This is a genomic window from Paraburkholderia caribensis (assembly GCF_002902945.1).
Lineage (GTDB): Bacteria > Pseudomonadota > Gammaproteobacteria > Burkholderiales > Burkholderiaceae > Paraburkholderia > Paraburkholderia caribensis.
The window spans coordinates 2,069,363-2,089,932 of sequence record NZ_CP026102.1 but is presented as its reverse complement, the minus strand read 5'-3'; the positions used below and the strand labels follow the sequence as shown (position 1 = coordinate 2,089,932).

The 20,570-nt window shown below is 64.3% G+C and carries 19 protein-coding genes; 8 read left to right on the top strand and 11 right to left on the bottom strand.

Going from position 1 to position 20,570, the window contains the following annotated elements; genetic code table 11:
- Positions 1-30 precede the first annotated feature (30 nt).
- From C2L66_RS25955 to C2L66_RS41830, 3 genes are all read right to left on the bottom strand, one after another.
- Positions 31-1,365, bottom strand: a complete 1,335-nt coding sequence (locus C2L66_RS25955) for a glutamine synthetase family protein (RefSeq protein ID WP_054933864.1) — start codon at positions 1,363-1,365, stop codon at positions 31-33.
- Positions 1,366-1,400: 35 nt separating this feature from the next.
- The gene (locus C2L66_RS25950; protein ID WP_054933830.1) at positions 1,401-2,189 is read right to left on the bottom strand and encodes a gamma-glutamyl-gamma-aminobutyrate hydrolase family protein; all 789 of its coding nucleotides are present in this window, start codon (positions 2,187-2,189) and stop codon (positions 1,401-1,403) included.
- A 306-nt stretch (positions 2,190-2,495) separates the two neighbouring features.
- Positions 2,496-2,702, bottom strand: a complete 207-nt coding sequence (locus C2L66_RS41830; protein ID WP_039901929.1) for a hypothetical protein — start codon at positions 2,700-2,702, stop codon at positions 2,496-2,498.
- A gap of 436 nt (positions 2,703-3,138) precedes the next feature.
- On the opposite strand from C2L66_RS41830, the gene C2L66_RS25940 reads away from it, so the two are divergent.
- Positions 3,139-3,690 (top strand): cupin domain-containing protein, encoded by a 552-nt coding sequence (locus C2L66_RS25940; protein ID WP_060607170.1) that lies wholly within the window; start codon positions 3,139-3,141, stop codon positions 3,688-3,690.
- Positions 3,691-3,787: 97 nt separating this feature from the next.
- Positions 3,788-5,281 (top strand): aldehyde dehydrogenase, encoded by a 1,494-nt coding sequence (locus C2L66_RS25935; protein ID WP_060605639.1) that lies wholly within the window; start codon positions 3,788-3,790, stop codon positions 5,279-5,281.
- Between the two features lie 27 nt (positions 5,282-5,308).
- On the opposite strand, the gene C2L66_RS25930 is transcribed toward C2L66_RS25935, so the two are convergent.
- Positions 5,309-6,523, bottom strand: a complete 1,215-nt coding sequence (locus C2L66_RS25930) for an MFS transporter (RefSeq protein ID WP_060605643.1) — start codon at positions 6,521-6,523, stop codon at positions 5,309-5,311.
- Positions 6,520-7,053 carry a MarR family winged helix-turn-helix transcriptional regulator gene (locus tag C2L66_RS25925; RefSeq protein ID WP_060605646.1) on the bottom strand — a complete coding sequence of 178 codons (534 nt, stop codon included), beginning with the start codon at positions 7,051-7,053 and terminating at the stop codon, positions 6,520-6,522. The genes C2L66_RS25930 and C2L66_RS25925 overlap by 4 nt, the downstream gene beginning before the upstream one ends.
- Before the next feature lie 217 nt (positions 7,054-7,270).
- On the opposite strand from C2L66_RS25925, the gene C2L66_RS25920 reads away from it, so the two are divergent.
- Positions 7,271-7,852, top strand: a complete 582-nt coding sequence (locus C2L66_RS25920; RefSeq protein WP_035996691.1) for a YMGG-like glycine zipper-containing protein — start codon at positions 7,271-7,273, stop codon at positions 7,850-7,852.
- A gap of 51 nt (positions 7,853-7,903) precedes the next feature.
- Here the strand turns inward: C2L66_RS25920 and C2L66_RS25915 are convergent, their stop codons facing one another.
- Positions 7,904-9,445, bottom strand: coding sequence for an MFS transporter (locus tag C2L66_RS25915; protein WP_060605649.1), 1,542 nt, complete (start codon positions 9,443-9,445; stop codon positions 7,904-7,906).
- A gap of 112 nt (positions 9,446-9,557) precedes the next feature.
- On the opposite strand from C2L66_RS25915, the gene C2L66_RS25910 reads away from it, so the two are divergent.
- Positions 9,558-10,463, top strand: coding sequence for a LysR family transcriptional regulator (locus C2L66_RS25910; protein ID WP_054933835.1), 906 nt, complete (start codon positions 9,558-9,560; stop codon positions 10,461-10,463).
- A 54-nt stretch (positions 10,464-10,517) separates the two neighbouring features.
- On the opposite strand, the gene C2L66_RS25905 is transcribed toward C2L66_RS25910, so the two are convergent.
- From C2L66_RS25905 to C2L66_RS25900, 3 genes are all read right to left on the bottom strand, one after another.
- Positions 10,518-10,919: a PRC-barrel domain-containing protein gene (locus C2L66_RS25905; protein ID WP_054933836.1), complete on the bottom strand. Its 402-nt coding sequence runs from the start codon at positions 10,917-10,919 to the stop codon at positions 10,518-10,520.
- A 50-nt stretch (positions 10,920-10,969) separates the two neighbouring features.
- Positions 10,970-11,125, bottom strand: a complete 156-nt coding sequence (locus tag C2L66_RS41340; RefSeq protein WP_007743066.1) for a hypothetical protein — start codon at positions 11,123-11,125, stop codon at positions 10,970-10,972.
- 85 nt (positions 11,126-11,210) lie between these two features.
- Complete coding sequence (locus C2L66_RS25900; RefSeq protein ID WP_054933837.1) at positions 11,211-12,005, bottom strand: TetR/AcrR family transcriptional regulator; 795 nt, start codon at positions 12,003-12,005, stop codon at positions 11,211-11,213.
- 310 nt (positions 12,006-12,315) lie between these two features.
- Between C2L66_RS25900 and C2L66_RS25895 the strand changes: the two genes are divergently transcribed.
- Genes C2L66_RS25895 through C2L66_RS25880 form a run of 4 tightly spaced genes read left to right on the top strand, consistent with a single transcriptional unit; the run spans position 12,316 to position 18,004 of the window.
- Positions 12,316-13,497 (top strand): isovaleryl-CoA dehydrogenase, encoded by a 1,182-nt coding sequence (locus C2L66_RS25895; RefSeq protein WP_060605652.1) that lies wholly within the window; start codon positions 12,316-12,318, stop codon positions 13,495-13,497.
- Between the two features lie 19 nt (positions 13,498-13,516).
- A complete protein-coding gene (locus C2L66_RS25890) occupies positions 13,517-15,124 on the top strand; it encodes a carboxyl transferase domain-containing protein (RefSeq protein WP_060605655.1) in 1,608 nt (535 codons plus the stop codon).
- A gap of 28 nt (positions 15,125-15,152) precedes the next feature.
- Positions 15,153-15,938 (top strand): enoyl-CoA hydratase/isomerase family protein, encoded by a 786-nt coding sequence (locus tag C2L66_RS25885; protein WP_060605658.1) that lies wholly within the window; start codon positions 15,153-15,155, stop codon positions 15,936-15,938.
- A 53-nt stretch (positions 15,939-15,991) separates the two neighbouring features.
- Positions 15,992-18,004, top strand: a complete 2,013-nt coding sequence (locus C2L66_RS25880) for an acetyl/propionyl/methylcrotonyl-CoA carboxylase subunit alpha (protein WP_060605661.1) — start codon at positions 15,992-15,994, stop codon at positions 18,002-18,004.
- Positions 18,005-18,026: 22 nt separating this feature from the next.
- Here the strand turns inward: C2L66_RS25880 and C2L66_RS25875 are convergent, their stop codons facing one another.
- The gene (locus C2L66_RS25875; RefSeq protein WP_060605663.1) at positions 18,027-18,815 is read right to left on the bottom strand and encodes a phosphate/phosphite/phosphonate ABC transporter substrate-binding protein; all 789 of its coding nucleotides are present in this window, start codon (positions 18,813-18,815) and stop codon (positions 18,027-18,029) included.
- A 125-nt stretch (positions 18,816-18,940) separates the two neighbouring features.
- On the bottom strand, positions 18,941-20,122 hold the full coding sequence (locus tag C2L66_RS25870; RefSeq protein WP_060605665.1) for a glycosyltransferase family 9 protein: 1,182 nt from the start codon (positions 20,120-20,122) through the stop codon (positions 18,941-18,943).
- Between the last annotated feature and the right edge of the window lie 448 nt (positions 20,123-20,570).

Below are 20,570 nucleotides of genomic sequence, written 5' to 3'. Positions count from 1 at the left end.
CCTCCAGTTGTTTTGCGGATGACGCCGGACTCAGACGTGCAGCAGCAAATGCTTGCGTTCCCACGAACTGATCACGCGGAAGAACGCTTCATATTCGGTTTCCTTCAGCGCGAGATACGCCTTGACGAACTGCTCGCCCATGATTTCGGCGAGCGGCTCGCACGCGCCCATCAACGTGAGTCCTTCTTCGAGATTGCGCGGCAACTGGTACGGCAATTCATAGCCGTCGCTGGTGAGCGGCTCGGTCGGCGTGAGCCGCTGCGTCATGCCGAGATAGCCGGCCGCGAGTGTGCCCGCAATCGCCAGATACGGATTGCAGTCCACGCCCGGAATGCGGTTCTCGATGCGGCGTGCCTGCGGGCCCGAATGCGGAATGCGGAAGCCCACCGTGCGGTTGTCGTAACCCCATTGCACGTTGATCGGCGCGGCCATAAAGCGCGACAGGCGCCGATATGAATTGATGTACGGCGCGAAGATCGGCATCAATGCGGGCGTGTACTTCTGCAGGCCGGCGAGGTACTGGTTGAACAGGTCGGTCGGCTTGCCGTCGCTGCCCGTGAACAGGTTCTGGCCTGTCTCTTCATCGACGAGGCTTTGGTGCACGTGCATCGCGGAACCGGGTTCGTTCTCCATCGGCTTTGCCATGAACGTCGCGTACATGTGATGACGCAGCGCCGCTTCGCGCACGGTGCGCTTGAACAGAAAGACCTGGTCGGCGAGCTTGAGCGGATCGCCGTGCAGGAAGTTGATTTCCATCTGCGCGGCGCCGACTTCGTGAATCAGCGTGTCGACTTCGAGTTCCTGAATATCGCAGTACTCGTAGATGTCCTCGAAGAGCGGGTCGAATTCGTTCACGGCTTCGATCGAATACGCCTGACGTCCTGTTTCGGGACGGCCGGTGCGCCCGACGGGCGGTTGCAAGGGCAGGTCGGGGTCCTTGTTCATGTCGACCAGATAGAACTCCAGCTCTGGTGCGATGACAGGCTTCCAGCCTTTGGCCTTGTAGAGATCGAGCACGCGGCGCAGCACGCGGCGCGGCGAGATCGCGACGGGGGTGCCGTCGAAATGCACGCAGTCGTGAATCACCTGCGCGGTGGGATCGACGGCCCACGGAATAATGCGGATCGTCGATGGATCGGGCACGCACACCATGTCCGGGTCGGTGACGCCCGTGAGCGAGCCGTCTTCGGGATATTCGCCCGTCACCGTCTGGATCATCACGGCTTGCGGCAGGCGCATGGATTCGCCGGATTCGAACTTGCTGCGCGGAATGATCTTGCCGCGCGCGATCCCTGCCATGTCGGGAATGATCGCCTCGATTTCGGTGATGTGATGCTTCTTCAGAAACTCGTCAATGTCTTGCATGATCGTTCTCTCTGTTTTTTTGCGCAGAACGGGGATCAGACATGTGCGCTTGCAGCCGCTGCCGAACCCGTCCTCATGCGCATTCGTTCGCGGCACGCCGTGCCGAACGCACGGAAGATCGCTGTCGATAGCGTGTCGCTTGCGTGCTTCCATTCCGGGTGCCATTGCACACCCAGCGTGAAGGCGCGCGCATGCGTCACGCTGATCGCTTCGATCAGCCCGTCCGGCGCGTGGGCTTCGACCGTGAGGCCGTCGCCGAGCCGCTCGACGCCCTGGCCGTGCAGTGAATTCACGCGCACTTCGCTTGCGCCGCCGGCGAGCTTCTGCAACAGCCCGCCTTGCATCAGATGCAGCGCATGCGAAGGCCCGTACTGCACGTCGAGGTCGTCTTCCTTGTTCTCGCGGTGATCGTCATAGCCGTCCACCGTTTGAACGCTTTGATGCAGCGTCCCGCCGAACACGACATTCATTTCCTGAAAGCCACGGCAAATAGCGAGCACGGGGATGCCTGCGTCGATCGCGGCGCGCATCAGCGGCAGCGTCGTCGCGTCGCGTGCGGCGTCGTGCAGCGTGCCGGGTGCGCTCGCGTGACCGCCATAACGATGCGGCTCGACATTCGAATAGCTGCCCGTAAACAGCAGGCCGTCGATATGCGCGAACAGATCGTCCGGCGCCTGCCGGTCGCCTAACGCGGGTAGCAGCATCGCAAGCGCTTGCGCGCCGTCGACCACGGCCGCGAGGTACTTTTCGCCGGCCACATGCGAAGGATGCGGACCCATCATCGTTCTGTCGGCCGTGACGCCGACTAAAGGTTTCATTTGCATGACTAACGGGTATTCGTCGTTGACTGCGGGAACGCGGCAAATCATGGTGTGCGTACGCGCGGCACGATTCCGCAGCGATGCGCGGAGCGCAACGCTACTGGAAGCGTGCTTGCGTGGCAGCGTCGTCAGCGGATCGCGCCGCGCGTTGCAAACAGATACGCTGTCCGGTTCGCTCCGCTGCGCGCGATTGCAGGCGTGCAACGGCGCGTGTCCGATGTTGGGACGAGCGCGACCGAAGACGCGGCGCGATAACGCGCGCGAAGCATCGACCCGCAAGCGGGCCTGACAGCGGCAGGTGGAAAGGCGCTAGGGCAAGAGCGACGCGACTTCGTCGGTGTGAACCGCGATGAACGCACGCGCTGAAATAGAGTTGTGACGACGAACGGAACGGCGCGACAGGATCGTGAAGACGGACAGAAAGCGGCGAAACGCAAGCCTGCCGTTGCTGCCGTCGGCGATGGCGTTGTCAGCGCGAAGACACCTCGCGAACTGACTACGATCCCACCTAACCAAAGGGCCTCGGACTCTCACGATTACACTCGACTGGCACGTTGAAAGTATTGAACGCCCCGTTCGGAAAACGCGTCGAACGTTTAAAGAAACGGGACGACAGGCTGTTACCCGTAACGCATTCTTTACTCGCTGCTTCGGCGATTAAACCGGCCGCCGCAGCGGTAATCGAATCAGGAAACATCAACCTGTAGTTCAGGATATACGAGTCAAAAAGGCCGTCAAAGTCTTTTTACGAAACTTTGATGAGGGCTTACCCTGAGCCATCTATGCGTAATAAAGTCAACTTTGAAGCCGGTAGATGCGTAAAAATTTCGTTTCGCTTTCAGGGTTTTCCCCAGAAGCGTTCAATTTAAAGTGATTAGAATATTCAACACACGCGCGTGCTATTCGAATGCGCTCTTTTCGTGAAGTACTACCCGTTCTCATGAGTGCATTGATGTCAATTGAAGTGGCAACCCGCCTGCAGTACATCCGGAAAAAGCACGGTCTTTCGCAGCGGGAACTGGCGAAACGGGCGGGCGTGACAAACGGCACGATTTCGCTGATCGAGCAGAACCGCGTGAGTCCGTCCGTCGGATCGCTGAAGAAGCTGCTCGAATGCATACCCATGAGTCTCGCCGAATTCTTCACATTTGAAATCGAGGCCGACCGCACCGTGGTGTCGCGCCGCGCGGAGATGCCGAACCTCGGCAATGAGCAAATCGAGTTCTATCTGGCGGGCGCGAGTGTCAAGGACCGCAATATGGGCATCATGCGCGAGGTGTATCAGCCGCTCGCGGATACCGGCCCGGAAATGTTGCAGCACGCAGGGCACGAGGGCGGCGTCGTGGTCAGCGGTCAGCTCGAATTGACCGTCGACGGTACGACGTGGCTGCTCGACCCCGGCGACAGCTATTACTTCGAAAGCCGCTTACCGCATCGTTTTCGCAATCCCAGCGCGCAGCAGGTGTGCGAAGTCGTGTCGGCCAATTCGCCGCCCACTTTCTGAACTTTTCGCACATCGCTTCGCGTCAACGCGTTTCGCGCAGCGTTGCATCGCACATGCCATTTTCACTGCGCCGAACGCATAACATTGAGGCATCCTGATGGACAAGACGACATTGGCTTACTGGCAGGACAAGGCAGCGGCGCTCGCAATCGAAGGGCGCGCGTTTATCGACGGCGAGTATCGGCCGGCCGAAAGCGGGCGTACGTTCGACTGCGTGAGTCCGATCGACGGCAAAGTACTCGTGAAAGTCGCCGATTGCGGCGAGGCCGACGTGAATGCGGCCGTGCGCGCCGCGCGCCATTCATTCAGTCGAGGCGTATGGGCCGGCCTCAATCCGCGCCAGCGCAAAGCGAAGTTGCTCAAATGGGCTGCGTTGATGCGCGAGCATCTCGACGAGCTCTCGTTGCTCGAAACACTCGACGCAGGCAAGCCGATCGGCGACACGACCAGCGTCGACGTGCCCGGCGCGGCGTATTGCGTCGAATGGTTTGCAGAAGCTATCGACAAGGTGGGCGGCGAAGTGGTGCCTGCCGATAATCACCTGGTCGGCCTCGTGACGCGCGAGCCGCTCGGCGTCGTCGCCGCCGTGGTGCCGTGGAATTTCCCGATTCTGATGGCATCGTGGAAATTCGGACCCGCCCTCGCCGCGGGCAATAGCGTCGTGCTCAAGCCTTCGGAGAAGTCGCCATTGACGGCGATTCGCGTCGCACAACTCGCGCATGAAGCGGGCATTCCCGCAGGCGTGTTCAATGTTGTGCCCGGCGGCGGCGAGCCGGGCAAGCTGCTCGCGCTGCATCACGATGTGGATTGCCTCGCGTTCACGGGTTCGACGAACGTCGGCAAGCTGATCATGCAATACGCCGGGCAGTCCAACCTGAAGCGCGTGTGGCTGGAACTGGGCGGCAAGTCGCCGAATATCGTGCTGCCCGATTGTCCCGATCTCGACCGCGCTGCCAAAACGGCGGCGGGTGCGATTTTCTACAACATGGGTGAGATGTGCACGGCGGGCTCGCGTTTGCTCGTGCATCGCGACATCAAGGACGTGTTCCTCGACAAGCTGGTCGCGGCAGCGCGCAGCTACGCGCCGGGCAATCCGCTGGACCCTAAGACGTCGATGGGCGCAATCGTCGATCAGGTGCAGCTCGATCGCGTGCTGGGTTATATCGAAGCAGGGCGGGCCGAGGCGAAGCTATTGCACGGTGGCACGCGTGTACAGCAGGAAAGCGGCGGCTTCTATATCGAGCCGACTGTTTTCGATGTGCCGAAGCATGATGCGAAGATCGCGCGTGAAGAGATTTTCGGGCCGGTGCTGTCGGTGATCACGTTCGATACGATCGACGAAGCCGTGACGATTGCCAACGACAGCGACTACGGTCTCGCCGCCGCCGTGTGGACGGCGAACCTGACCACGGCGCATGAAGTCTCGCGGCGTCTGCGCGCGGGTACCGTGTGGGTCAATTGCTACGACGAAGGCGGCGACATGAACTTCCCGTTCGGCGGCTACAAGCAGTCGGGCAATGGCCGCGACAAGTCGTTGCATGCACTCGAAAAGTACACGGAGCTGAAGTCGACGCTGGTGCGCTTGCGCTGAGCGAAACGCGGCGCGCGACCACGGTCGTCACGAAGAGGCCGAAGGCGCGCGCTGCCTTGCCTGCCTGTTCCCTTCGCGCATGCCGAGCGTATAGATCATGAGCGCGCCGCTCATGATCGCGAGTTGCCACATCAACAGATCGTTGCCGAGCGCCTTCATCGCAGCCCCCGCGAAGAGCGGCCCGGCGATCGAGCATGCAGTAAAGGCGAGCGACAGCACGCGCATGTTGCGGGTGATTGCCTGTTTGTCGCCGCAAGCGGCCGCATACATGCCGAGCGTGATATACGCGCTGTTCATGCCGCCGAGCAGCAGCGCGGCGCCGACATACGCAAGCGACGCGGCCGGCGCGAAGGCGAACGCCACGATAGCCACCGTGCTGGTCAACGCGCAGAGGATCACCGTTGCCGCGAGACCGGCGCGATCCGCGAGCCAACCGACAGGGAATTGCAGCGCCATGCCGCCGATACCGAAGCATGCGAGCATGGTCGCGGTTTGCGCGGCCGTGAGTCCGCGGCTGTCGGCGAAGAGCGGGAAGAGACCATAGAGCGCGCCGTCGCCAATGCCGCCGACTGCAATCGTCACGAGCCCGAGGCAAACAACCGGTCCCAGTTCGCGGCGCTTGCCATGCGCGACATGCGGCTCCAGGACAGGTTGCGGCGAGGACGAACGGGTGAGCCACAACGGAACGGCGGCAGCAAGCGTCAGCAGCGAGCCCGACGTGAACACCAGTGTCCCGCTCACGCCGGCGTAGACTGCGAGCGCCGGCGCGAGCACGCCCGCCGATGCAATCAGGGTTTCATGAACGCCGACGACTTTGCCGCTCTTGTCGGCGGGCACGAGACTGTAGAGCCAGGTTTCGTTCGCGATCCAGCGCAAGCCGATGCCGAGCCCCGTCAGCATGCCGGGCAAGATCCACGCGGGCCACGACAACGCACCGAACGATGCATACGCGATCAGCGAAGCGGCAATCCCGAGCGACACCGTCAGCTTCGATCCGATGCGTTCGATCAGACGCGGCGCGAGCAACAGTCCGACGAACATCCCCGCCCATTGCGCCGCAGCGAAGAGTCCCGCGCGCGGCGCGTCGAGCCCTTGATGCGCGAGCCAGACGGGCAGAACCATGAAGCCGATGCCGAACTGGCCGATCTGCGAGAGCGTCGAGACGACCGTCAGCGCGGCCACCGCGCGCCAGCGCACGGGCGCAGCGTTCGAGCGGATCGCGTCGATTCCGGCGGCGTTCATGATGCGCTCCGCTCGGGCATCGGCAGTCCCTGTTCGCGGCACTCGACGGGACAACCCGCCTTCAGGCAAGGCTTGTCGTCGCACAAGCGGCAAAGCTGCATCGCATGCGGCGAGTCGCGCGTTTCGTTCCAGAGGATCTTGATCAGCAGACCTTCGAACACATCGCGCTCGCTTTCATCGAGCCGCGCGACGATGCGTTCGAGCATGCGCCCGCGCGCGGTACGCAAGCGGCTCGCTTCGCGGCGCCCAGCGGCCGTGAGCGCCAGCGCAACCGAACGCTTGTCGCTGCCCGCCTTCTTTTCGACGAGGCCTGCGTCGACGAGTCCCGCTACCGCCCGCACGGCGGCGGGATGAGAGAGGTCGACGGCCTCGCGCAGCAGCTCGATCGACGAGTCGGGGTACTGGCCGATGGCATTGAGCATGGCGCGCGCAGTCGAACCGGCCAGCGCGGGAATGCTGGGTTGTGCGTTCAGTTCGTCCGTCACCAGAAGGGCGAGCACGCCGAGCAGATTTTCCATGCGTCGGGTCATCGCTTCACCTCGATATGTGCACTGTGCATATGTGCATGATGCACATATCTGGCTGCGATTTCAAGGCGAATTCCGCTGACCCTTTTTTACTTTTTGCGCGCTGCGCCAGGGCAGAGTGCAGAAATATCCAGTAACGCATTCGTAACTCAAGCTTAAGTCTGTTGGACTATTGTTCTCCTATTGGACATTGGCATTCTTCATTGGCAGGTCGACGAACATGAACAAGACTCAGGTCACAAGAAAGGTCGCAATGCCGACGATCGTCGTCGGGGTGTTGCTCGCACTGGGCGGGTGCGCCGTCGTCCCGCCCAGCGGGCCGAGCGTGGTTGCGCTGCCGCGCAAAGGCGAGCCGCTCGAACAGTTCCAGCAGGACGACTACGCGTGCCGCGACTATGCGTATCGCAGCACGGACGCCAATGGGGCATCGCAGGCGGCCACCAACAATGCCGTGGGCAGCGCGGCTGTCGGCACGCTGGGCGGCGCGGCCGTCGGCGCGCTGATCGGTGCGGCGGCGGGCAATCCGGGCGCCGGTGCGGCAATCGGCGCGGGCAGCGGGTTGCTGGTCGGCGGCGCAACGGGCGCGAATGGCGCGTCGTATTCGGCGTATGGGCTGCAGGCGCGCTACGACGCGGCCTACGCGCAGTGCATGACGTCGAAGGGCAACACCATCTCGCAACCGCCCGCGCCCGTCTATGCAACGCCGCCTGCCTACTATGCGCCGGGCCCCGTCTACTACGCGCCGCGTCCTTATTACTATGCCCCGCCGGGCGCCGTTTACGCGCCGTATCCTTATTACTGATCCGCACGTCTTGAAAGCGTGAGCGCGTCGTCCGCGCTCACGCTTTTTGTATCAATCCGTGCGTTGCGTTGATGTCGCCGCGCGTGTGTCTTGCAGCTTGGAACGGGCCGGGTTCGTCAACGCGCCGAAGGTCGCGAAGCTCGCCGCCGCGAGCAGCCACGCGCCCACGCCTGCATACAGCATGACCCAGCCGAAGCCGTGCACGAGCGCATCGTGCGCGATCTTGCCGTCGAGCGCCACGGCGTGGCCCGCCGCGATCGCAGCGCTAGTCGCGTGAATGTGCGCGGCGTCCTGCGCGCCCGACCACGCGCGCGACACAGCCGCTTCGACGCCCGCCACCAGCACGAACCCCATCAACGCGATGTTGATTGCGAGCGAGACCATCCGCGCGCTCATGTCGATGCCCGAGGCCATGCCGGCGCGTGCTGGCGGCACGGCACCCGTCGTCGTGTTCGTCACAGTCGTGTTCGTCAGGCCGAGTCCGACGCCGGCGACCACGCAGCCGGGCAGCATCGTCATCCAGCTGGCGTGCTCCGCGCCGCTGCCCAGACGCATCAGCATGAAGCCGAGCCCGATCGTGAAGAGCCCGCCGGGAATCACGAAGCCCGGCTGATAGCGATGCGCGAGACGTTCCGCGACGGGCGGCACGACCAGCGTGGGCAGCGTGTACGCGAGCAGCGCAAGCCCCGCGTGCAGATCGTCGTAGCCGAGCGCCTGATGAAAGTACACGGGCAGATAGATCATGAAAGGCCAGAAGCTGAAATTCATTGCAGCCGATCCGATCAGCGCGCCCGAAAACTTGCGGAGACGAAAAACGGAGAAGTCGAACATCGGATGCGCGCTCACGTTCTCGGCGACGAAGAACGCGATCAGGCAGAGCGCGCTGGCCGCGACGATGCCAAGCGCGGGCAGGCTGGCAAAGCCGAAGTCCGCGCCCTGCGTGATGTAGAAGGCGACGCCGAACACGGCGAGCGACAAGGTCACGACGCCCACGATATCGAGCTTGTGCGCGTGCGGATCGCGCGATTCGCTCACCCCGCTGAAGGCGAGCGCGATTGTCGCGAGCGCCAGCGGCACGTGCACGAGAAACACCCACTGCCAGCCGGTCAGCGCGACCGTCGCGCTGCCGATGATCGGCCCGAACCCCAGCCCGATCCCGAAGATGATGCCCCACGCGGCGAACGCCTTGACGCGCGCGTGTCCCTGCTGGAACTGATGCGACAGCACGGCAACCTGGCAGATCAGCATCGCGCCGCCGCTCGCGCCTTGCAGGAAGCGCCCCGCGATCAGCACGGCCATGTTCGACGCCAGCCCGCACAGCAGCGACGTGATGCCGAACAGCGCAATGCTGAGCACGAACACGCGCTTGCGGCCGAAGCGGTCCGCGAGCGTGCCTGTCGCCATCAGGACCGTCGTGCAGGCGATCGTGTACGCGTTCATGACCCACTGCATGTCCTTGAAATCGCCGTGCAGCAGATGTTCGAGCGCAGGCAGGATCGCGGGAACGCTGGAAATCTCGAGCCCGAACATCAGCGATGAAAGGCAGGCGGCGAGCAGGGCAAGCGTGTTCCTGCGCGGATGAAGAAACTGCATGACGTGAACCCCGTTACGGTCGATGAACGGCTAATATATCGGGAACATCAGTCCCGATTGACGAGGCTAATTCTCATGAATGAGGCCAAAAAGGAACCAATTAGGCGGCACGATGACTGACCGCCTGGATGGCGTGGCGACCTTCGTGCAGGTCGTGGAGGCAGGCAGTTTCGCGCTCGCGGCCGAACGGCTGAACCTCACGCGCTCGGCTGTCGGCAAGGTGATTGCGCGCCTGGAGGCGCGGCTCGGCGTGCGCCTGATCCATCGCACGACGCGCAGTCAAAGTCTCACGGAAGACGGCCAGGCATACTACGAGCGCTGCGTGCGTGCGCTCGCGGAACTGGAGGCGGCAGAGGCCGAACTCGAAGGCGGACGGCGCGCGCCGCGCGGGCGGCTGCGCGTGAGCTTGCCGCTCGCGTTCGGCCAGCTGTGCGTCGCGCCCGTGCTGATGAACCTGGCGCGCCGGCATCCGAAGCTGCAGATCGACATGTCGTTCAGCGACCGCATGGTCGATCTCGTCGAAGAAGGCTTCGATCTCGCCGTGCGGATCGGCGAGTTGCGCGACAGCACGAGTCTCGCCGCGCGGCGCCTGGGCGTGCAGTACACCTGCGTCGGCGCGGCGCCGTCGTATCTGGCGCGGCACGGCATGCCCGCTACGCTCGACGAGATGCACGGGCTCGAAGGTATCGTGTATGCGCGGGGCGGCGCGCTCGCGCCGTGGGATTTCCAGGGCGACGACGGCCAGCCAAAGCGCGTGAACATCAACCCGCATCTGAGCATGGACGACGTGCAGGCGATCGCCGCCGCGGCGGTCGCGGGCTTTGGGCTTGCGCGCCTGCCGTCATGGCTGCTCGCGCGCTACGTGAAGTCGGGCGAACTCGCGCTGGTCAAGGGTCGTTGCAGTTTGCCGCCGCTGGAGATCAACGTGGTGTGGCCGCAGACGCGCTACATGGCGTCGAAGGTGCGTTGCGCGATCGATGCGCTCGTCGCGGAGATTCCCGCGCTGATCGAAGAATGATGACGAAACCGGCCGCTGGCACATCCGATGCGGGGCGGCCGGAGCGTTGGGCGCTCAGTCCGGCGCGTACTTGAACTCGGGCAACGCTTCGAGCGACGATTTGGTCGCCTCCGGCATCGTCACCTGTTTAGCCGTGATCTGCAGATCGCGGAACGGCACGGCGACGTAGTGCTTGCCCATGCCGAGAAAGCCGCCCACTGACAGAATCGCGAACGCGGTGTGATCGGACGGCGAGACGATCAGATCGTCGATGGTGCCGATCTTGTCCTTGTCGCGGTTGTAGACGCTCGTTCCCGCGAGCTTCGAGGCGCGAAAGCCGCTGCCCGTCTGCATGACTTCCGTGCGGCGCTCGGTGACCGATTGCGGCGCGCCTTGCGCGAGCGCCGACGTCGAGACGAGCGCGATGAACAGGCTCGCGACGCCGATCCGGCATGTTCTGTTGAATGCGTGTTGCACGATGATCCTCCCTCCCTGACATTCGATGCGTGTGACCAACGTTGCCTGTCCTAAGGTTTGTCGTCCTCGTAATCGGGGTTGACGTCGGGATCGAGTGGCGGCGCGTCCGGGTCCTGCGACGGACCGACGTCGGGCAGATCGGTCTGCACGACGTCGGACTGGTCGGGGCGGATAGGGTTTTCGCCTTCGTTGGGCGTGGTCGACATGGCCGGGCCTCCTTGGGGCGCGTTGCTGGCATTCATGCTTCAGCAAGTTGCGCACCCGGCCGGGCGCCCGGTGCAATGCGTGGGCTTAAGCGTCTTCGCCCGTGTTGATGTGCCCGCTGCGCTCGCTGCGTTCGGGCGCCGCCTGCCTGGCATTCTGCTGATGCGCGGCTTCCGCCTCGGCCAGACGGCGCGCCGCTTCGCTCACTTCCTGGCGGAACTGCACGAGCGCGCTGAGCGACGCGTCGGGCGGCTGCAACGCGGACCACAGCACGTCGATCAGGCGGTCTGCCGTGGCGTCGATGTCGGTGCGGCGATTGCCGAGCGTCGCGTCCCACAGTACATGTTCCATCGGGCCAAACACGAGCGAGCGCAGCAGGCGCAGCGGCACGTCCGAGCGGATCTGGCCCGTCTGCTGACCGTGCGACAGCACGCGCATCAGCGGCGCGGTGTAGCGGCGCTGCAAGCCCGTCAGTTCTTCGCTGAGTTCGTGCTGACGCGTGCGGCCTTCCGACAGCACGAGCGCGCACAGCCCCGTGCCGTTGACCAGCATCAGCCGCAAATGCGTGCGCACGATGAACGCAAACTGCTGGCGGATGCTGCCGTCGCGCGGCAGGCCCGATTCGATGGCTTCGATGATCTCGTCGTACCAGTCGCCGATCACGCGCGCGCACAACTCGCGCTTGCCGCGAAAGTAACTGAACACCGTGGCCTCGGAAATGCCCAGCCGCTGCGCGATCTCCGCTGTCGTCGCGCGTTCGTAGCCCTTTTCGGAAAAGACGTCGCGCCCCGCCTGAAGAATCTCCTTCACGCGCTGCTGCGACTTGCGGCCCGCCGGCTGGCGGCGCGATCCCGATACTTCGGTCCTTGCTACGCCCATCATATGAGTCCAGTTCAGATTTCGGAGCGCAAAGGCTCCGTTGCGGCCGATACTACCACGCTGGCAAGCCGTTCAGCGCGTACTTCACGGTTTTTGAGTGACACTCAAAAATACCGATTGACGCTTACGTAAATCTGGAGTGAAATGCGCTCTGTGCTGCCGCGCAGCCGCACATGTCGAATGAATGACGAGCCACTCAGGCTGCGCAGCCAAGCAGCCGGCTGAGTCCGGCTCAGAAAAATTGCCTGATGCGAGGCGGCGCTGCGAGCCACGACGCGCGTGAGCCGCCCGCCACGAACTCCTGGAGACACACATGAGCAACTTGCCCGGTATGCAGTTCCCGCTTGGTGAAGAGATCGAGATGCTGCGCGACAGCCTCGCGTCGTTTGCGGCGAAGGAGATCGCGCCGCGTGCGGGCGAGATCGACCGCACCGACCAGTTTCCGATGGACCTGTGGAAGAAGTTCGGCGATCTGGGCGTGCTCGGCATGACGGTCTCCGAAGAATACGGTGGCGCGAACATGGGCTACACCGCGCACATGGTCGCGATGGAGGAAATCTCGCGCGCCTCGGCGTCCGTCGGTCTCTCGTACGGCGCGCACTCGAACCTGTGCGTGAACCAGATTCACCGCAACGGCAATGCGGCGCAAAAAGAGAAGTATCTGCCGAAGCTGGTGTCGGGCGACCATGTCGGCGCGCTGGCGATGAGCGAGCCGAATGCCGGCTCGGACGTGGTCAGCATGAAGCTGCGCGCCGAGAAGAAGGGCGATCGCTACGTGCTGAACGGCACCAAGATGTGGATCACGAACGGCCCGGATTGCGACACGCTGGTCGTCTACGCGAAAACGGATATCGAAGCCGGTCCGCGCGGCATCACGGCGTTCATCGTCGAGAAGGGCATGAAGGGTTTTTCCGTCGCGCAGAAGCTCGACAAGCTCGGCATGCGCGGCTCGCACACGGGCGAGCTGGTGTTCGAGAACGTCGAAGTGCCGGAAGAGAACATTCTGGGTGAGCTGAACGGCGGCGTGAAGGTGCTGATGAGCGGCCTCGACTACGAGCGCGCGGTGCTCGCGGGCGGCCCGACGGGCATCATGATGGCGGTGATGGATGCCGTCGTGCCGTACATTCACGACCGCAAGCAGTTCGGTCAGTCGATCGGCGAATTCCAGCTGATCCAGGGCAAGGTCGCCGATCTCTACACCACGTTGCAGGCCTGCCGCGCGTATCTGTACGCGGTCGGCCGTCAGCTCGACACGATTGGAACGGCGCACGTGCGCCAGGTGCGCAAGGACTGCGCGGGCGTGATTCTCTACACGGCGGAAAAAGCCACGTGGATGGCGGGCGAGGCGATCCAGATTCTCGGCGGCAATGGTTATATCAACGAGTATCCCGTGGGACGTCTGTGGCGCGATGCGAAGCTTTATGAAATTGGCGCGGGCACGAGCGAAATCCGCCGCATGCTGATCGGCCGCGAACTGTTTGCGGAAACGATGTAAAGCGCCGGGGAACGAGAACATGCCGATCATCGAATCGAAACTGAATCCGCGCTCGGACGATTTCCGCGCCAACGCGGCCGCGCTCGAGGCGCTCGTCGAAGACCTGAAGGCGAAGATCAGCAAGCTCGCGCTGGGCGGCGGTCCCGCCGCGCGCGACAAGCACGTATCGCGCGGCAAACTGCTGCCGCGCGATCGCATCGCGCAACTGCTCGACCCCGGCACGCCATTTCTCGAACTGTCGCAACTCGCGGCATTCGGCATGTATCACGACGACGCGCCGGGTGCGGGCGTGATTACGGGCATCGGGCGCATTGCGGGCCAGGAGTGCGTGATTGTCTGCAACGACGCGACGGTGAAGGGCGGCACGTACTATCCCGTGACCGTGAAGAAGCACGTGCGCGCGCAGGAAATCGCACAGGAAAACCGCCTGCCTTGCGTGTATCTCGTCGATTCCGGCGGCGCGAACCTGCCGAATCAGGACGAGGTGTTTCCCGACCGCGATCACTTTGGCCGCATCTTCTACAACCAGGCGAACCTGTCCGCGCAAGGCATTCCGCAGATCGCCGTGGTGATGGGTTCGTGCACGGCGGGCGGCGCGTATGTGCCCGCGATGAGCGACGAATCGATCATCGTCAAGAATCAAGGCACGATCTTTCTGGGCGGCCCGCCGCTGGTCAAGGCGGCGACGGGCGAAGAGGTCAGCGCGGAAGACCTGGGCGGCGGCGACGTGCATACGCGTCTGTCGGGCGTGGTCGATCATCTCGCGCAAAACGATGCACACGCGCTGGCGATTGCGCGCAGCATCGTCGGCAATCTGAACCGGCGCAAGGACGTGCCCGTCACGATGCAGGAACCGAAGCCGCCGCGCTTCGACGTGAAGAGCATCTACGGCGTGATTCCCGTCGACACGCGCAAGCCCTTCGATATCCGCGAGGTGATCGCGCGCATCGTCGACGATTCCGCGTTCGACGAATTCAAGGCCCGCTACGGCACCACGCTCGTGTGCGGCTTCGCGCATATCTGGGGGCATCCCGTCGGCATCGTCGCGAACAACGGCATTCTGTTTTCGGAGTCGGCGTTGAAGGGCGCGCACTTCATCGAACTGTGCGCGCAGCGCAAGATTCCCCTCGTGTTCCTGCAGAACATCACGGGCTTCATGGTGGGCCGCAAGTACGAGAACGAAGGCATCGCGCGCAACGGCGCAAAGATGGTGACGGCCGTCGCTACTGCGAGGGTGCCGAAGTTCACGGTGATCATCGGCGGCTCGTTCGGCGCGGGCAACTACGGCATGTGCGGCCGCGCCTATTCGCCGCGCTTCCTGTGGATGTGGCCGAACGCGCGTATCTCGGTGATGGGCGGCGAGCAGGCGGCCTCGGTGCTCGCCACCGTCAAGCGCGACGGTATCGAAGGCAAGGGCGGCACGTGGACGGCCGAGCAGGAAGAGGCGTTCAAGCAGCCGATCCGCGAGCAATACGAGCATCAGGGTCATCCGTACTATGCGAGCGCCCGTCTGTGGGATGACGGCGTGATCGATCCCGCGCAGACGCGCGACGTGCTGGGCCTCGGCCTGTCGGCGGCGATGAACGCGCCGATCGAAGACACGCGCTTCGGCGTGTTCCGCATGTAACGACGGCGCAGCGAAAGGAGCTTCGGCCATGCAATACGACAACCTGAGCGTTGTGTTCGAGCGCGGGATCGCCACCGTCACGCTCAATCGCCCGGACGTGCGCAATGCGTTCAACGAAGCGATGATCGCGGAAGTCACGTCGGTGTTTCGCGCGCTGAACACGCGCGACGACGTGCGCGCCGTCGTGCTCGCGGCGAACGGCAAGGCGTTCTGCGCGGGCGCCGACCTGAACTGGATGAAGAAGATGGCCGGTTACTCGGACGACGAGAACCGCGCCGACGCCATGCGCCTTGCCGACATGCTCGCGTCGATCTATCGCTGCAACAAGCCGGTGATCGCGCGCGTGAACGGCGACGCCTACGCGGGCGGCATGGGCCTGATCTCGGCGTGCGATATCGTGGTCGCCGTGGACAGCGCGAAGTTCTGCCTGTCCGAAGCGCGCCTGGGCCTGATTCCCGCGACGATCGCGCCGTACGTGATCCGCGCGCTCGGCGAGCAGGCATCGCGCCGTTACTTCATGACAGCCGAGGCATTCGATTGCGCGACGGCTTATCGGCTCGGCTTCGTCGCCGAATGCGTGAGCGCTGACAAGCTCGACGAAACCGTGCAGCAACTCGCGGCCACCTTGTGCGCGAATGGTCCGCAAGCGGTGAAGGCGTGCAAGCAGCTCGTGCAGGATATCGCCGGGCGCGAAATCAGCGCGGCGTTGATCGAAGACACGGCCGCGCGCATTGCGAAAACACGTGCGGGCGCGGAAGGGCGCGAAGGCGTCGCGTCGTTTCTCGAGAAGCGCTCGCCTTCGTGGCGGGTTTGACAGCGCGCTTTGAACGTCGCCACGGCACAGAACAACATCCATCGAGACACCTCATGTTCAACAAGATCCTGATTGCGAACCGGGGCGAAATCGCCTGCCGCGTCGCCGCGACCTGCAAGCGGCTCGGCGTCACGAGCGTCGCGGTCTATTCCGACGCCGACGCGAACGCGAAGCATGTCGCCGCGTGCGACGAGGCCGTGCATATCGGCGGTTCGACGGCGGCGGAAAGCTATCTGCGCGTCGAACGCATCATCGAGGCGGCCATCGCGACGGGCGCGCAGGCCGTGCATCCCGGCTACGGTTTTTTGTCGGAGAACGAGGACTTCGCGCACGCTTGCGAGAAGGCGGGCATTGCGTTCATCGGACCGCCCGTCGAAGCGATTGCCGCGATGGGCTCGAAGGCCGCTGCGAAGGCGCTGATGCACTCCGCGGCCGTGCCGCTCGTGCCGGGCTATCACGGCGACGATCAGAACGCCGACCTGCTGCACCGCCAGGCCGATGAGATCGGCTATCCCGTGCTGCTGAAGGCGAGCGCGGGCGGCGGCGGCAAAGGCATGCGCGTGGTGACGCGCACCGAAGAGTTCGACGCCGCGCTGGCGTCATGCAAGCGCGAGGCGGCGAGCAGCTTCGGCAACGACCGCGTGCTGATCGAAAAGTATCTGATGCGACCGCGTCACGTCGAAGTGCAGGTGTTCGCTGACAAGCATGGCGGCGCCGTCTATCTGTTCGACCGCGACTGCTCGGTGCAGCGCCGCCATCAGAAAGTGCTCGAAGAAGCGCCCGCGCCTGGCTTGCAGCCGCATGTGCGGCGCGCGATGGGCGAGGCGGCTGTCGCGGCGGCGCGCGCGGTGAATTACGTCGGCGCGGGCACGGTCGAGTTCATCATGACGGAAGGCGGCGAGTTCTACTTCATGGAGATGAACACGCGTCTGCAGGTCGAGCATCCTGTGACGGAGATGGTGACGGGACTCGATCTCGTCGAATGGCAGTTGCGTGTCGCGGCGGGCGAGCCGCTGCCGCTTGCGCAGGATCAACTGCGAATCGAAGGTCATGCAATCGAGGCGCGCATCTACGCCGAGCATCCGGCGCGCGGCTTTCTGCCGTCGACGGGTACGCTGAAGCATCTGCGCATGCCGCAAGGCGTGGAGTTTTCGCTTGGCGTGGGCGGCGAGCGTGCGCCCGTGCGTATCGACAGCGGCGTGCGCGAAGGCGATACGATCACGCCGTTCTACGATCCGATGATCGCGAAGCTGATCGTGCATGGCGCAAGCCGTGAAGAAGCGCTGAAGCGCATGAGCCAGGCGCTGCGCGGCTGCGAGGTGGTCGGCCCGCATACGAACGTCGAGTTCCTGCAGCGTATCGTCGCGAGCGTGCCGTTTTCGACGGGCGATCTCGATACGGGATTGATCGAGCGTCATCACGATGCGCTGTTCGCGCCTGTCGAAAAGCCGTTCCTCGAAGCTCTGGCGCTCGCGTGCGGCGCGCTACTGACGCGAGAAGGCGGTGTCGCGCATGGCGCGTCGCCGTGGGATGCGCTGTCGCACTGGCGCCTGAACGGCGGTTATACGCAGACGCTCAACTGGCGCGACATCGAGAAAGAGACTGCGTTTGCCGTGGTTTTCTCGCGCGACGGCGAAACGCGGACCCTCACTCACGATGGCCGCACCGAGCCGTTCAGTTGGTGGACGGGCGCGGGCCAGCACGAATATGGCGCGACGATCGGCGCGGCGCATGTGACGGGCCGCGTGTTTATCGACGGCGATACGTTCCATGTGTTCTGCCGCGGCGAGGCGCTCGCTTTCGAATGGCAGAACCTGCTCGCGCATGCAGCCGACGCCGAGCATGGCGAAGGGCGTCTCACGGCGCCGATGCCGGGCAAGGTGATCGCGGTGCTGGTCGAACAGGGCGCGGTGGTGGAGAAAGGGCAGCCGCTCATCGTGATGGAAGCGATGAAGATGGAGCACACGATCGGCGCGCCCGCAGCGGGCAAGGTGGCGGAGGTGCTGTATGCCGTCGGCGATCAGGTTACCGACGGCGCGCAACTGCTGGTGCTGGACGTCGAATAAGGCGCTGGGTTTCGAGGAAGCGTCATGCGAGGCGCGCGTAGTTCGCTACGCGCGCCTCGTTTTCCATTTGGCGGATGCTTTCGTATGCTTCGGGCGGCAAGCGCGAAAAGCCTTTGAGCCTGAGCCGTTGGGCGCGTTCGGGTTGCGCGGCGACGGCTTCGTCGAGCGCGTCGCGCAATGCTTCCGCCTGTTCAGGCGCGACATGCGTCGACGCGATCAACGGCAGTCCCGGCGATGAGCGCGTGTAGCCGATGTCGCGCAAGCGACCCGTCAGTTCGGGATACGCGTCGCGCGCGAAGGCCATCGTCACACAATCAATCGCGGCAAGGTCCGCGCGATCTTCGGCAACGGCGCGCAGCGAGCCGAGATGCGATCCCGTCTCCAGCGTGGCCCCGAAGAACCTGCCGTGCTTCGCGTGCGGCGCGACGCTGTGCCGCAAGGCGTTATAGCCGCTGTTCGAATCGGTGGAATTGAAGGCGGCGCGCGCGCCGCGACAGGCTTCGATCGAATCGAAGGGGGCGTCATCGCGCGTGACGAGCACGCTCGAATAGTTCGCGCCCTCGCAGCCGGGGGCTTCGAATCGCGGCGTCGCGATCAGTTGCACATGCGCGTGCAGCCCGAGCACGTAGGGGTAACCGCAGGTCTGCGACAGCAGCAGGTCCGGGCTCCGCCAGAACGCGTGCAGGTCCTCAGGTTCGACGATCGCGGCGCGCGGCTCGACATTGCGCAGCACGTCTGCGAGCAGTGCATGCCAGTCGGCTGCGAGCGCGGGCGATACGTTGTACATCGGCAGAGCGGCGATCGGATTCATGCAGGCGATTCTAAACGCTGATCGCTCTGCGGGCAGCGGGGTTCGTCGCGCGACCGCCTGGTTGCGGCCATCGTGACGGCACGGGCGACGTCGAGCGGCAGCGTCGACGAAGCACGCTCGCGCCGTCAGGCTGCGGCGTCGAGGCTCGTGCGCGGTTGGTCCACTGTGGCGACGGACTGCGACACCGCTTGCACCACGCGACCGACGTCCGGCCATGCCTGCAGCCGCTGACCGTCGGCGGAATTCTCGGGCGTGACGCTCACGTACGGCGGCGGATAACCCCATATCGCGTCGTGCACATCCGGTTTCGTGATGCTGCCGCCCAGGACGGCGACTGTTGGACGACGGAACGCGGCTGCGACGTGCATCAGCATCGTCGAGTTGGTCAGCACGACGTCCGCCTGCTCGACGAGCGCGAACATGACGCGCATCGGCACCTCGCCTGCCACGGAGCGAACGGACGCGCCCGGACCGGCTGCGGCGATGGCCTCGGCCGCGCGCGGCTGATCCGCCGCGCTGCCGACGATCACGATTTCGCACGCGCGGCCTTGCTGTTCCAGCGCTTGCGCGATTTGCGCGAGCGCCGCGCCCAGCTGGCGCGCGGGCCACGCCTTGGTGGGCACGCCGGCGCCGACACCGGCGACGATGCGCACGGTGGGTCGGCCTGCTGGCGGGTTTGCCATCCACAGTTGCGTGGCGCGCGCGCGTTCGTCGCCCGTCAGAAAGAGTTGCGGGCGCACTTCGGGCAGCGCGGTCGCGCCTAGCAGTTCCCCTTGCGCAAGCGCCGCGCGTCCGGCCTGGCGTCTCGCGTAGACGACGTGGGCCTGACATCCGCTCCAGCCGCCGCGGTAGCCGCGCACGCCGATGCGGTAGCGCGCGCCGAGCCGCATCATCAGCAGCGCGCCCATGTAGCTGCCGAGCACGTCGATCGCGACGTCGAAGCCGCCGCGGGCGCGCAGCGCGTCGATCTGCGGGGACTTCCACAGGAAGCGCAGGACGTTCTTGTGCGACCGGTCTGCGACGATCTTGTTGTTCCAGGGCGCGTCGAGTTCGACGATTTCGTCGATATATGGATTGTTTTCCAGGATTGGACGGCCCCAGCTGCCGATGCCGGCGATCAGGCGTGTCGATGGAAACTGCTTGCGCAGCGATTCGAAGAGCGGGGTGGTGGTGAGCAGTTCGCCGAAGTCGTTGGGGCGGAGGATGAGGATTTCTCGTGGGGTTTTGTTGCGTGGGTCGAAACGCGATGGATGGAAGCGGGCCATCAGCCAGACTGGCGTTTCGATTAGCAGATTTTTCCAGTCCATGGAGTGAGGTCTCCTGCGGGCAAGGGTGCGCGTTGTGCGGTTGATTTTGACGGGTTGTGGGCGGGGGGAAACGACGAGGTTCCGGTTTATTCGGTCAATTTTCTGGTTTTGGTTTTGGCTTGGGTGTGTTTTCGCTGGCATCCGCGATGCGTTATCTGGCTTCACGCGTCGCCCCTGTGCGGGGCGGCACCTACTTTTCTTTGCCGCCGCAAAGAAAAGTAGGCAAAAGAAAGCGGCTCACACCGTCAGCGCTTGACGTCTGCCCACGGGCCCCCAGCGTCCCCAACCTTCACACGGCAGCGCACCTGTGCACGTGCGTTGCCAACGCCCTCTCGGTACGCCTCACCCGCTTCATATGCCCGCGTCACCGTACGCCGTGCCAGACAGTTCGCCGCCGCCCAGGTGGCAAACTGTGTGTCGGCTTTCGCGTCGTGTGCGCATCACTCAG

Coding starts and splice junctions, on each gene's coding strand:
- C2L66_RS25915 (WP_060605649.1), bottom strand. CDS start 9,445: ATGCAGTTTCTTCATCCGCGCAGGAACACGCTTGCCCTGCTCGCCGCC.
- C2L66_RS25935 (WP_060605639.1), top strand. CDS start 3,788: ATGGACAAGACGACATTGGCTTACTGGCAGGACAAGGCAGCGGCGCTC.
- C2L66_RS25880 (WP_060605661.1), top strand. CDS start 15,992: ATGTTCAACAAGATCCTGATTGCGAACCGGGGCGAAATCGCCTGCCGC.
- C2L66_RS25885 (WP_060605658.1), top strand. CDS start 15,153: ATGCAATACGACAACCTGAGCGTTGTGTTCGAGCGCGGGATCGCCACC.
- C2L66_RS25930 (WP_060605643.1), bottom strand. CDS start 6,523: ATGAACGCCGCCGGAATCGACGCGATCCGCTCGAACGCTGCGCCCGTG.
- C2L66_RS25875 (WP_060605663.1), bottom strand. CDS start 18,815: ATGAATCCGATCGCCGCTCTGCCGATGTACAACGTATCGCCCGCGCTC.
- C2L66_RS25920 (WP_035996691.1), top strand. CDS start 7,271: ATGAACAAGACTCAGGTCACAAGAAAGGTCGCAATGCCGACGATCGTC.
- C2L66_RS25890 (WP_060605655.1), top strand. CDS start 13,517: ATGCCGATCATCGAATCGAAACTGAATCCGCGCTCGGACGATTTCCGC.
- C2L66_RS25955 (WP_054933864.1), bottom strand. CDS start 1,365: ATGCAAGACATTGACGAGTTTCTGAAGAAGCATCACATCACCGAAATC.
- C2L66_RS41340 (WP_007743066.1), bottom strand. CDS start 11,125: ATGTCGACCACGCCCAACGAAGGCGAAAACCCTATCCGCCCCGACCAG.
- C2L66_RS25870 (WP_060605665.1), bottom strand. CDS start 20,122: ATGGACTGGAAAAATCTGCTAATCGAAACGCCAGTCTGGCTGATGGCC.
- C2L66_RS25940 (WP_060607170.1), top strand. CDS start 3,139: ATGTCAATTGAAGTGGCAACCCGCCTGCAGTACATCCGGAAAAAGCAC.
- C2L66_RS25900 (WP_054933837.1), bottom strand. CDS start 12,005: ATGATGGGCGTAGCAAGGACCGAAGTATCGGGATCGCGCCGCCAGCCG.
- C2L66_RS25895 (WP_060605652.1), top strand. CDS start 12,316: ATGAGCAACTTGCCCGGTATGCAGTTCCCGCTTGGTGAAGAGATCGAG.
- C2L66_RS25950 (WP_054933830.1), bottom strand. CDS start 2,189: ATGCAAATGAAACCTTTAGTCGGCGTCACGGCCGACAGAACGATGATG.
- C2L66_RS25910 (WP_054933835.1), top strand. CDS start 9,558: ATGACTGACCGCCTGGATGGCGTGGCGACCTTCGTGCAGGTCGTGGAG.
- C2L66_RS25925 (WP_060605646.1), bottom strand. CDS start 7,053: ATGACCCGACGCATGGAAAATCTGCTCGGCGTGCTCGCCCTTCTGGTG.